The following is a 12,821-nucleotide window of genomic DNA, read 5'->3' as shown; positions in this document are numbered from 1 at the left end:
CATGTATCGAATCATAGCCGATGAGGCTGATTTTATTATTATTTCTAAATCAGCCAATGTACATTTTCATAGTCAGGACGGCGCTGCTGGCGTGGTGGCGCAGGCAGAACAAGATTTCGGCATTAAGCTTTTTGCCGTGCATAGACTAGATACGCCTACCTCAGGCTTATTAATTTTGGCTAAAAGTGCTGTTGCTGCCAGACAATTTACCGAACTGTTTACTGCCCATAAAGTGCAGAAATATTACCTTGCCCTTGCTACAGGAAAACCTAAAAAGAAACAGGGCTGGGTGATTGGTGATATGGCAAAGTCGCGCCGCAGTATGTTTAAGTTATTACGGACAAAAGATAATCCCGCAATTACGCAGTTTTTTTCCTTGAGTGTTGGCGAGGGGTTACGCTTATATTTGCTTAAACCGCACTCAGGTAAAACCCATCAATTACGAGTCGCCTTGGCAAGTTTAGGCGTGCCGATTTTGGGTGATGCCTTGTACGGTGACGCGGCTGCTGATCGCTGCTATTTGCATGCCTATTGCTTACATTTTCGCTATGGCGATGCGATTACTGGCTGGCGTGATTATGCTTATAGGGATTTACCGACCCAAGGTGAGCATTTCGCCACTGATAGCATTACAGAAGCGCTAGTCGCGTGGTACAAGCCCGATACATTAGCTTGGCCAGCTAAAGGTGATTAATACGCCACCACTGTTTTAAAAGAAGTTTAACCTGCTTGGCAGATACGATCTCGACCCGCTAATTTTGCGCGATACATGGCTTGGTCAGCTTGAATTAATAATTTCTCGGGCTCGCACTCTGGATAAATAGTGGCATAACCTAAGCTGGCAGTTAGGCTGATGCTGTCTTTTTGCCAGCGTATGGGGTTTTCCCGCAATATTCGATGTAATTTCTCAGCAACGGCAAGGGCTTCTTGTGCATTTGTCGCGGGTAACAGCACTAAAAATTCCTCTCCACCGTGGCGGGATAAAACATCGTTTTCCCGTAATTTTGATGCAAACAATGTTGCGGCTGTCTGTAATGCTACATCTCCAACAGCGTGACCATATCGATCATTAATCGCTTTGAAATGGTCAAGATCTAATAGAATCACACTATATGGCACATGATCCCGCAGCCAGCGTTGATGGATATGAGTTAACATTTTATGCATCGCCCGCCGGTTCCATAACCCCGTCAGTTGGTCGCGGTCAGCTAATAAACGGATTTTACTTACTAGGCGTGTTATCGCATTGCCAATCATCACAATATTAATCAACAGAATTAAAAACACGTAAAACCACAGTACAGGTATGGCTTCTCGTGTATTTAGAGAAAGAAACGTATTGCTCTGCTCGGGTAAAAATAATGCAATAAACACTCGGATGATAAAAATACCGGCCATCGCGAGTAACGGCGTGACCATTACCATCGCAATGCGGCTCCCAACATCGCGTTTAATGGCAAAAAAGTTATCTTTAGTCAGCATTATAAAAAATAGCGCCGCAGTACTCGAGAATACCGCAGCAAGAAAATGTTCTGAGCTCGCATTTGGCGGTGCAGATAGCATGATGGCCGCAGTAATGATGAGTGCGATGGTGTCAAATTTAGTGCTGTTATGCAGTCTAAAAAGGTATTGGGTACCTCTACGTAATAGCATAAAGCCAAGTAACAGTGAGATATCGGAAACAAACCAGAAAAGATAACTGGATCCTTCACCACGCTGAGTATTCAAGATGACACCGAGCAGAACGCATAAATTCGCTAACGATAAGCGTATGCTGGCTTTGGAGGCAATATTAAGTGGGTGCGCAATTAATCCCCAAGCAATAGCAGATGTGCCTATAAGTAGGCAAATAAACTGAATTAAAAGTAAGGCTTGTGGATCAAATATCATTGGCAATAGGTCATATTTTTCTTTAACTATAGATGGTTTTTAACGCTTATGGCTAAGCTTATACACGTAGCAGGTAAACTGCTGCCTTAAGATACTTGATATCAGATGAGATCGGTGCTGAAAAACGTACATTTATCATTTTTCGGCTTTTGTTTGAAACATCAATATCACAAAAGTGATTGCAAATTCTGAGGCTTACTGCGAAATTAGACATGTATATTAGGATTTAAGTGATTTTAAGGAGACGCCATCATGGATACAAATAAACTACTTTTAGTGATTATTGCCATTCTACTGCCACCCGTAGGTGTATTTTTAAAGGCGGGAGCGGGAAAGGATTTGTTGATCAACATCGTCCTTTGTTTAATTTTCTGGTTTCCGGGCCTGCTGCACGCGCTTTGGGTGGTGACGAAGGACTAATTCCAATTGCTATGCAGATATAACGTTTGCGAACGATAGCGATATAAAATATAAAAAAGCGCAATAACATTGCGCTTTTTTTGCATTTAAAAACAGTAAATTAATTTAAAAAGGTAGTGTGTAGCCTATGGTCGCTGTGCGCCCCATGCCTTTAAAATAACGATCATTTGTACCCATAGTTTGTGAGTAATAGTTGAAATAATCTTTATTAAATAGGTTTTGTAATCCTAGGCTTAGAGTGCCGGTATAAAGCGGCATAGAAAAAGATGCATCTACTGTGGTGTAACCGTCAAATTCTGCATACTTGTTACCCGCGGCGTTTTTAAAGTCGCGATCCATGTAGTAATTGGCTTGCACACGGCTCGACATGTCATTGTCGAAGTTATGCGTCCAGAATAGGTTGATACGATTTGGCGAAATATTGGCACCATCGAGATCAGTGTCTACTTTGTTGTCACCGTTAGAATCATATTCACCCTGCTGAATAGCAATGTTCACACCTAAATCATCATTACTGCTGAGGTAAGCGGTGACATTAGCCTCAATGCCATCGATAACACTTTTTTCCCGTTTTACGTCGTAGAAACCATCATTATTTAACGCTAAACGTGAGCCAAAATCGGTAGCTGAGCGGTAATAAGCTAATTTAGCGCTCAAGTATTCACCTTGGTAATCGGCGCCGATTTCAACGTTGTCTGTGACAATTGGCGTGAGTGCCAGTGAATCATCGATGCTAGGGTTTGCATCAGGGAAACTCTTAGCATCACGTAGAGTTCGGCCAATATCCGGCATACCAAAACCTTGGTTATAACTGGTATAAACGCGAATGTCGGAAGTGATTTTGTAGGAAAGCCCAACGTTAACTAGGGTTTCATCGAAGGTTGCTGAGCCGCCTGCGATTTGTTTATTGCCCGCGCCCCAGAGGGTTTTGTAATCATCAACTGTCAATTCGGCATGTTCGTAACGGACACCGGTAGACAAGGTTAAATTTTCAATTAAATCATAATCTAACTGTAAATAAGGTGCGACATTGTCGTAGGTGCTTTCGGGTACCCATGAGAAGCCTGTTTTGACTAAATCTTGCTCTGTCGTGTCGCGGAAAATATCGACACCGTAGGCGGCATCAATTCCTAAACCAGCAATATCCTTAGCAATTAATGAGCTTTTTAAGCCCCATTTAACTGAAGAGTTGCGCGATTGGTCGTAGTACAAGCTTTCGCCTTTACTGCCAATACCACATTGGATCACTTGGTCGCTACCTTCGAAAGCTGGGTCATAAAAACTGTCGAAACAGCCGCCACCATAAACCGCTTTAAAATCTTGATTAAACAGTTGTAGGTTAAGTTGTTGACCGCCAAGGTTTGCGTGGGTATAAGTCAAACTGGTAGTGGTAACTTGGTTATTGGCCGCTTCCCAAGGTTGATTTTCTTTAACTGCGCCCGTGGGAACGCCATTGGGTTTGTCACCAGCAACCGCCATCCAGTCGCCATTGTTGTCTGCCTTGTAATGGTTAACCATTAACTCAAGACGTGACTCATCAAAATTATGCCCTAGCTTAATAAAGAAGTCGGTACTTTGGCTATCCATCGACTCACCCTGAGTCGTGTCTACTCCAATAATATTATGATTTGCGTCGTAATAAACCCCATTGTTGCGATAGCTGACCGAACCTATCATGTCGATAAGTTCAGACTCACCAGAAAACGCATAGCTAGCACCAAAGCTTATACCGTTAGATTTCATCGAATCAGGCACAGTTACATCAAAACTAGCCACGTGTTCGTTATCGCCCGTGGGCTTTTTAGTAATGTAATTAATGATGCCGCCTTGGGCACCTAAACCGTGCATGGCATTGGCGCCGTGAATGATTTCAATACGTTCAATCATGGCAGGGTCGATTGTTTGACCCGAGCGGCCACCACTACGTAATGGATTTGATTGAGGCACGCCGTCAATCATGATCAGCGGCGGACGACCGCGCAGGGTTTCGCCTGTGTTACTCATTTTTTGGCGGCTTGGTGAGAAGCTCGGGGCCAAGTTACCGATAATGGTCGATAAATCTTTAGTGGTGCGGAACTGTTCTTCTAATTGGGCACGGTCGATGATAGTGACAGTGTTGGGGATCGAGCTTGGCGATTTATCCATACGGCTCGCGGTAACTGTAATTTTTTCAATGTCTTTATTCTTGTTGGTATTGCTATCTAGAGCATCTTGAGCGGCTGCAGCTTGGGTTAGCGCTACAAATACGGCTAAGGCAACAAATGAGGTTTTGAATGGCATATAACTTCCAAATAAGGGCGAATGAGTTTGCTACACCGGCTCCTTTGGCATAAATAATATTCCATTAAACAGCATTGCAAATGATAATGATTTTCATTGTTGCGGATTCTAAGGCAGGAATTATTGCTTGTCTAGTCGCTGGTATTATAAATTTAACTAGGTATAGACCGCTCTTGTTGCTTTCGATTGTCTGCCCCGTAAGTGGAAGGCTATAATCGTGCTCCTTAATACTGCAATCCCATTGGCACCATAAATGAATCGCAAAAAGAAGATTAATCAAACCTTGAAAAACAAAGCGAAAAAGGCCAATGCTAAACTGCAATCGAGTAATAAACCTCAATATATTGCCAAGGCGGATAGGGCAGCATTAGCCAATACAGAGTCAACGGAGTTGCATGTTGTTGGCTCTGTCATCGTTGCATCTTAAGTGCGCTTTGTTATTGATTAAATAGCGGTTAGAGCAAAGCGGTTGCCAGTAGATAGCCGACAGTTGATGCTGTACCCACACCAATAAAGCCTGGAATAATAAAGCTGTGGTTAATGATGAACTTACCTATTTTTGTGGTACCCGAACGGTCAAAGCCGATACAGGCTAAATCACTAGGATAGGTTGGCAGTACAAAATAACCGTAACTTGCAGGAAGGAAAGCTATTAAGAGTTTTGGATCAACGCCAAGTGCTAGCCCCATAGGCGCAATGGCTGTGAGTGCTGCCGCTTGGCTGTTAACCAGTTTAGAGATTAAAAACAGCACTAACGCATAGGTCCAAGGCTGATTTTGTACTACATGTGACAGGTTCTCCTGCAACACATCCATATGGCTGATGAAAAAGGTATCACTCATCCATGCCACACCAAATACCGAAAATATCGCCACCATACCCGCTTTAAATACAGGGCCGTTAGAAATGCTCGTCGGTTTAACTTTGCAGGTCATCAGGATAAATGCCCCTGCAATTAACATCATCATCTGGATGACTAAGTTCATCGATAATAAAGTAGATTTACCTTTAACTTCAAAGGCTGGCCGCAGCTCGCTAAAGGAGCCTAGCAATACCACTGCGGCAATAGCCACAAAGAAAATCCCCGTCGCCCAGTAAGCTTCTTTCGGAAAGCGCTGATTTAACAGGGTTTCGCTTTTGTCATAAATAAAGGCTCTTTGAACGGGATCTTTAATGCGTTCTTGAAACTCCTCATCCTTATCTAAATCTTTACCGCGACGTAGGCTCCAAAGTGCCGCAGCTATCACGCCACAAAGTGATGCAGGTACTGACACCATTAAAATTTCGAGTAGATTGTAAGCGCGCCCTACACCTTGCTGTGCGGCAAGGATGGATACCATAGACACCACTGCGACTGATACGGGCGAGGCACAAATTGCCATTTGCGAAGCAATGGATGCCACGGCCATTGGGCGCTCTGGACGGATATTTTTCTTCAGCGCGATATCAGAAATAATCGGGAACATAGTATAAACAACATGGCCGGTACCGCAGAGGAAGGTCAGCGTCCAGGTTGTTAATGGCGCCAGTATGGTGATGTATTGTGGATGGCGGCGCAGTAGGCGCTCGGCAAATTGCATCATCACATCCAAGCCGCCAGCCGTTTGCAATACCGATGCGCAACCAATGACCGCCAAAATAGTTAACATCACTTGTACTGGCGGCTGTCCGGGTGCTAAGCCAAAGACAAAAATGAGTAAAAAAAGACCAATGCCGCTGATGAGCCCCAGTCCCATACCGCCATAACGCGTACCTAATAACAAGCAGCTAAGTACGATTATAAATTCCATTAAAATCATTTGATTTACCTCTGCGGAATCTACCGCTTAGCGAGTCATTGAGTGATTAAATATCCTTAGAATCATTCTGCTAAGTAAAAATGTAGAAAAAGTTGCGCTGGCGCATGCTGTCAATAAAAAAGTGTATGAGATTTGTTGGGAGTTTGATCTAGCGCTAGAAAATCACTGGGATGAGTGCATTCTGGTTAATAAATTTACTGGTTAGCAAGAAGGTGTTTACCCGCGGGTGAATTAGACGAATGCACTAACTAAAGTTGTCACACCGCTCGGATGATTAAAGCGCGAACACGCAGTGATGGATGGTGATGAGCTAAATTGATTTACTGTGGGGATATCTGTGCTAACTCACACAGTATAGGATCCATTTTTTGCTTAATCTCTAAAAACATGGACGATATCATGCTGTTGCTAGATGTAATAAAGGTTAATCAATAGCTAATGGATAATCGCTAAGTGATTAAATACCATGGCAAATCTAAATTTTTGGGCATGGTATTTATGCTGTTTTAGAGCCGTTTGTGATTGAGCCGCTCGATGATCTGGCAGGCGTTTAAATCGTGTACCACGTTAATCACCGTTGATGGTGCATCGGTAATCGCGCCAATCACCACTAAAATTGGGATGGTTTCCATCGGTAAGCCTAAGGTAGTGACGATAAAAATTTCCCCAAGAAAAGCACCGCCAGGCACACCGCCGATAATAAAAGCCGATAAAACTGAAATCAAAATAGTCACCATAAATACATCTACGGTGAAATCTAATCCGAGTAACGAGTAGATAAACACGATTTTTAAGGCCGTGATGATCGCAGCGCCGCCTTTATTTAAGTTAACCAACAAAGGCAAGCTGATATCGGCAATCTCGGGCTTGATACCCATCTTCAGTGCGGTTCTTAAGGTCACTGGTAAGGTCGCTAATGACGATGTAGTGCCCAGTGCCGTCACTGCGGGTTCTAGGGCGAAGCGCCAGAATTGTTTAATCCCTTGCGTGCCCCCGCCAACCCAAGCGTAAAAGGTGGAACCCACAGTGAGATAAATAAAACAGGCGACCATAAATAAGCCAACTGCGCGGGCAAAAGTAACCACAAGCTGCGGGTCTTGGCTGGCCATTGTCGAGGCAAAATAGGCACCCAACCCCAAAGGGGCGGCAACCATAATGATCGAGACAATCTTCATGATAACGGTATTAAAACTGTCGAGTAATGCCGAGACTTTTCTGCCGTCTTCCCCCGATTGACCTATGGCAACCCCTGCAATCACCGACATAATAATGAGTGCTAAAATATTGGATTTGGATAACAAACCTGAAAAGTCATTGGTAGTCAGCAGGCCGACAAAATCCATCGTCCCCGCAGTATCGCTAATGGTTTGATTAAGATCGAGAGTAACGCCTTGAGCGGGATCAAAAAATAAGGCCAGTCCGATAATGCCAACCGCGGGAATAATCGCCATCACAATCGACACCGCCATGATAGACACTAACAGCGCGCCGAGTTTCTTTAAATCCGTCATACGGGCAATCGATGAGGTCACGCTAATCGCGACCAGCGGCACGATAATCATAAACAATAAATTTAAAAAAATTTGCCCCAAAGGTTTGAGCTTAAGCGCCGCCTCTGGCCACACAACCCCCAGCGTACCGCCAAGTAGCAAAGCGCTCAGTAGCACTATCGAATCTTTATAAGGTTTTATCTTCTGCCACATAGGTAAACGCCTACTGTTATTTATAAATAAGATGCGTCCAAATGATAAGAATGAATCGTGCTGCATGGACATTCTCAAGCTAGCGAGTCGCGTGCTATAGCGCAAGAACTGATTGGTTATAAACCGCTTAAATCTACGAAAGGGAGTTGATAACCTTATCGCCGTCGGCCATTGATTCAACCCAGATTCATTGAAGCTTCCCACAAAGCTAGAACTTAAATACTGTCGCTTAGCTCGGCGTTAGTCCATGTAAACATTAATCTGAAATATGCCAAATAGAGCATTTACCCTCATATGTATTTTGTCTAAAAATAAGTTGTTTTTAAACTCGAAAAGTACCATTCAAGCTCACGTGAATAAACTCATACGAAGAAGCATTATCTAATGCTCGTGATATATAGCTAAGCTCTCAGAAATACTTAGTTATAAACACTTGGCTCAATTCAACATATTGCCTAATTGCCTAAATACATAAAAAAGCCCCGACGAGTCGGGGCTTAATCAATTTGCCAGTAAGGATTACAAGCTGTAGTACATTTCAAACTCTAGTGGGTGAGTGGTACGTGCTACACGCTCTGCTTCTGCCGTTTTCAGTACGATATAAGACTTGATAAAATCTTCACTGAACACGCCGCCTTTAGTCAGGTAATCATGGTTAGCTTGCAGATTTTCAAGGGCGTTTTCTAAAGACGTAGCTACTTGTGGTATTTCTGCCGCTTCTTCTGGAGGCAAGTCATACAAGTCTTTGTCCATTGCTTCGCCTGGGTGGATCTTGTTTTGAATACCATCAAGACCCGCCATCAACAGTGCAGAGAAACCTAAATAAGGGTTTGCATGTGGATCGGGGAAACGTGCTTCGATACGACGGCCTTTCGGGCTTGGTACCACTGGAATACGGATTGATGCACTGCGGTTACGGGCTGAGTATGCCAACATAACAGGTGCTTCAAAATGGGGTACTAAACGCTTGTAAGAGTTAGTGCTTGGGTTAGTGAAGGCGTTTAACGAGCGAGCATGCTTGATGATGCCGCCAATAAAGAATAATGCCATTTCACTTAAACCAGCGTATTTGTCACCAGCGAACAAGTTAACGCCATCTTTAGCTAAAGATAGGTGAACGTGCATACCGCTACCGTTGTCGCCAACGATAGGTTTTGGCATAAATGTCGCTGTCTTGCCGTAAGCGTGCGCCATATTGTGCACGACATACTTGAGAATTTGGATTTCATCGGCTTTTTTAGTGAGGGTGTTAAAGCGAGTGGCGATTTCGTTTTGACCCGCGGTCGCCACTTCGTGGTGATGGGCTTCAACCACTTGGCCTAACTCTTCTAATACTAAGCACATAGCGCTACGTAAATCTTGTGATGAGTCAACGGGTGCAACTGGGAAGTAGCCGCCTTTAGTAAATGGACGGTGGCCTGTGTTGCCGCCTTCGTAGCTAGTGGCTGAGTTCCATGCCGCTTCTTTCGCATCAATTTTCACGAAACAACCTGACATATCAGTGCCAAAACGCACGTCGTCAAATAGGAAGAATTCTGGCTCTGGACCCACTAATACAGTGTCAGCGATGCCAGTAGAGATAAGATAAGCTTCAGCTCTTTTAGCAATAGAACGTGGGTCGCGATCGTAGCCCGTCATGGTACCGGGTTCAAGAATGTCACAACGCAGTAGCGCAGTGGTTTCTTCGGTAAAAGGATCAAGCATGAAAGTGCTTGGATCTGGCATCATCACCATGTCTGATTCGTTAATACCCTTCCAGCCTGCGATAGAAGAACCGTCAAACATTTTGCCATCTTCAAAAAAATCGGCATTGACTTGATGGCTAGGAATAGATACGTGCTGCTCTTTACCTTTAGTATCGGTAAAGCGTAAATCGACAAATTTAACTTCTAACTCTTGAAGTTGCTGTAAAACAGATTCAACTGACGACATTCTCAAACCTCCGGTAGGGTAAAGGGTAAGCCCTTCTATAATCTTTTAACTCAAATGTTGATATTGAGCCAAACTGACAAGCTTTAAAGCGATATTTATGCCAACAATCTAAATCATTGATTAGCATTGACTATAATCTTTTTTGTTCGTTACTGATTTTGTGCTTGCACCTTAATGGTGCTTTCGTTTGTCGCATTTCAGTGCATAAGCCCATTTTGGTGCGCACTATACTGACTCATATCAACGGCATTCTTAGATAGACACTCCGATATAAACACTCTGAGCTGGCTAGACGCCTTTTGGCGATGATGAGTGCGGCTTCGTTTGTTCAACTATGCCACGTATTGCTAAGTGAATTAGAGTTTATCATCATGTTATCAGGTATTAATTGGTTCTGACGTGCGAAATGTCTTTGTAGTGTGCAAGCCGCGAGAAGTCAATAATGCCTAACCCGCCGTTAGGACGATAATCATATTCGTCTTTGTAAATACAGCGTGACTGAGCACTTTAGGCGCTTGATGTCACATCTGGGCCAAAGTTTATTACGATCGTGGGGTTGGATGATTGAAAAAAACCAAGATAGATTTAGTAGCTGTTTAAATTGTCGCCACTTATTTAGGCTTTGAGCATTAAAGATATCCAATTCATCGCCTTACCACCACTTTTTGTTATAGATATAGTGTTCTCCCTACACTTTTACTGTGGCTCTAAAGGATTTTACTCAATGGGATATTGAGGGAAACAAGCCAACGTTCGATTGATTTTTATATAAGTGTTCAAAAATAATCCTGTGCGCCAAGGCCGCGCTGGAGTAGAATGGCACGCTTTTTATTATGGAGGATCGAATTAGATCTCCATAACGAATTACTGAAATATCCCTATTTTGTTTGATGGTAAGAGGTTTATCCGTGCTAGAGAATTTACGTAACATCGCCATTATTGCACACGTTGACCATGGCAAAACGACCCTGGTAGACAAGTTGCTGTCACAGTCAGGTACCCTTGAATCCCGAGGAGAAGCCACTGAGCGGGTGATGGACTCCAACGATCTTGAAAAGGAACGTGGGATCACGATTCTGGCAAAAAATACTGCCATCAAGTGGAACGACTACCGTATCAATATCGTTGATACCCCTGGCCACGCCGATTTCGGTGGTGAGGTTGAGCGTGTTCTGTCTATGGTTGACTCAGTATTATTGATAGTTGATGCCGTTGATGGTCCAATGCCACAAACTCGCTTTGTAACAAGAAAAGCGTTTGCTCAAGGCTTAAAGCCAATCGTTGTAATCAACAAGATTGACCGTCCAGGCGCTCGCCCAGATTGGGTTATCGACCAAGTATTCGACTTATTCGACAACTTAGGCGCGACTGATGAGCAATTAGATTTCCCAATCGTTTACACTTCTGCGTTAAACGGTTACGCAACGTTAGATCCTGATGTCGTCAGCACTGAAATGACACCATTATTCCAAACTATCGTTGAAAAAGTATCTTTCCCAGATGCTGACTCGGAAGGCGCATTCCAGATGCAAATTTCGCAAATCGATTACAACTCATATGTGGGTGTTATCGGTATTGGTCGCATCAAGCGTGGTAGTGTAAAACCTAACCAACAAATCACTTTGATTGGCGCTGATGGCAAAACTCGTAACGGTAAAATTGGCCAAGTATTAGGTTACATGGGTCTGGACCGTACTGAAATTGGCATTGCTAACGCAGGTGATATTGTTGCGATTACAGGTTTAGGTGAACTGAAAATTTCTGACACTATCTGTGCCGTTGGTGCAGTAGAAGCGTTGCCACCATTGACTGTTGATGAACCGACTCTGACCATGACTTTCCAAGTCAACACTTCACCTTTCGCAGGTAAAGAAGGTAAGTATGTCACTTCACGTAACATTCTTGAGCGTCTGCAAACAGAATTAGTCCACAACGTGGCCTTACGTGTTGAAGAAACAGAAAGTCCAGATCGCTTCCGTGTTTCAGGCCGTGGTGAATTGCATTTATCAATCCTGATTGAAAACATGCGTCGCGAAGGTTTCGAGTTAGCCGTATCACGTCCAGAAGTTATTCTGAAAACTATCGACGGTGAATTGTGTGAGCCATTCGAAACGTTGACTGTTGACGTTGAAGAAGAAGATCAAGGCGGTGTGATCGAGAAGCTAGGTACTCGTAAAGCTGAAATGAAAGACATGCAGCTTGACGGTAAAGGCCGTGTGCGTATCGATTTCGTTATCCCAAGCCGTGGTTTAATCGGTTTCCAAACCGAGTTTATGACAGCGACTTCTGGTACTGGCTTAATCTACCATTCGTTTGATCACTACGGTCCGCACAAAGGTGGCGATATTGGTCAACGCGCTAACGGCGTACTGGTTTCTAACGCTACGGGCAAGGCTTTGACCTTCGCACTGTTCGGTCTACAAGACCGTGGTCGTCTCTTTATTGGCCATGCCGCTGAAGTATACGAAGGCCAAGTAGTTGGTATTCATGCTCGCTCAAACGATCTGACAGTTAACTGTCTGAAAGGCAAGCAACTGACTAACATGCGTGCATCTGGTACTGACGAAGCTCAAGTACTGACTACGCCAATCACCATGACACTTGAGCAAGCGCTTGAGTTCATCGATGATGACGAGTTAGTTGAAGTGACGCCAAAGAATATTCGTATTCGTAAGAGACACTTGACTGAAAACGATCGTAAGCGCTTTAACCGCGGTTAATGATTGCCTGACTTGCTTTAAGGTGAGTCAATCGGTTTAAAAGAAGCCTCGTATAGGAAACTATACGGGGCTTTTTT

At 43.8% G+C, this 12,821-nt stretch carries 9 protein-coding genes; 4 read left to right on the top strand and 5 right to left on the bottom strand.

Annotation, left to right across the window (positions count from 1 at the left end; genetic code table 11):
- Position 1: 1 nt before the first annotated feature.
- Positions 2–694, top strand: a complete 693-nt coding sequence (locus tag BW947_RS04740) for a TIGR01621 family pseudouridine synthase (protein WP_076497177.1) — start codon at positions 2–4, stop codon at positions 692–694.
- Between the two features lie 26 nt (positions 695–720).
- Here the strand turns inward: BW947_RS04740 and BW947_RS04735 are convergent, their stop codons facing one another.
- Entirely contained in the window at positions 721–1,890 is a 1,170-nt protein-coding gene (locus tag BW947_RS04735; RefSeq protein ID WP_076497176.1) for a GGDEF domain-containing protein, read from the bottom strand.
- A gap of 252 nt (positions 1,891–2,142) precedes the next feature.
- Between BW947_RS04735 and BW947_RS04730 the strand changes: the two genes are divergently transcribed.
- Positions 2,143–2,310 (top strand): YqaE/Pmp3 family membrane protein, encoded by a 168-nt coding sequence (locus tag BW947_RS04730; RefSeq protein WP_076497175.1) that lies wholly within the window; start codon positions 2,143–2,145, stop codon positions 2,308–2,310.
- 105 nt (positions 2,311–2,415) lie between these two features.
- On the opposite strand, the gene BW947_RS04725 is transcribed toward BW947_RS04730, so the two are convergent.
- Positions 2,416–4,590 carry a TonB-dependent receptor gene (locus BW947_RS04725; protein ID WP_076497174.1) on the bottom strand — a complete coding sequence of 725 codons (2,175 nt, stop codon included), beginning with the start codon at positions 4,588–4,590 and terminating at the stop codon, positions 2,416–2,418.
- A 253-nt stretch (positions 4,591–4,843) separates the two neighbouring features.
- On the opposite strand from BW947_RS04725, the gene BW947_RS04720 reads away from it, so the two are divergent.
- Positions 4,844–5,017: a DUF2986 domain-containing protein gene (locus BW947_RS04720; RefSeq protein WP_076497173.1), complete on the top strand. Its 174-nt coding sequence runs from the start codon at positions 4,844–4,846 to the stop codon at positions 5,015–5,017.
- Positions 5,018–5,045: 28 nt separating this feature from the next.
- Here the strand turns inward: BW947_RS04720 and BW947_RS04715 are convergent, their stop codons facing one another.
- From BW947_RS04715 to glnA, 3 genes are all read right to left on the bottom strand, one after another.
- Positions 5,046–6,389 (bottom strand): anaerobic C4-dicarboxylate transporter, encoded by a 1,344-nt coding sequence (locus BW947_RS04715; RefSeq protein WP_076497172.1) that lies wholly within the window; start codon positions 6,387–6,389, stop codon positions 5,046–5,048.
- 506 nt (positions 6,390–6,895) lie between these two features.
- Positions 6,896–8,092: a dicarboxylate/amino acid:cation symporter gene (locus BW947_RS04710; protein WP_076497171.1), complete on the bottom strand. Its 1,197-nt coding sequence runs from the start codon at positions 8,090–8,092 to the stop codon at positions 6,896–6,898.
- A 519-nt stretch (positions 8,093–8,611) separates the two neighbouring features.
- Positions 8,612–10,024, bottom strand: a complete 1,413-nt coding sequence (glnA, locus tag BW947_RS04705) for a glutamate--ammonia ligase (RefSeq protein WP_076497170.1) — start codon at positions 10,022–10,024, stop codon at positions 8,612–8,614.
- A gap of 908 nt (positions 10,025–10,932) precedes the next feature.
- Between glnA and typA the strand changes: the two genes are divergently transcribed.
- Positions 10,933–12,744, top strand: coding sequence for a translational GTPase TypA (typA, locus tag BW947_RS04700; protein ID WP_076497169.1), 1,812 nt, complete (start codon positions 10,933–10,935; stop codon positions 12,742–12,744).
- The last annotated feature ends 77 nt before the right edge of the window (positions 12,745–12,821 follow it).

This window comes from Shewanella morhuae (assembly GCF_900156405.1).
Lineage (GTDB): Bacteria > Pseudomonadota > Gammaproteobacteria > Enterobacterales > Shewanellaceae > Shewanella > Shewanella morhuae.
Note: the sequence above shows the minus strand (reverse complement) of the source record. Positions and strands in the feature narration are given on the sequence as shown.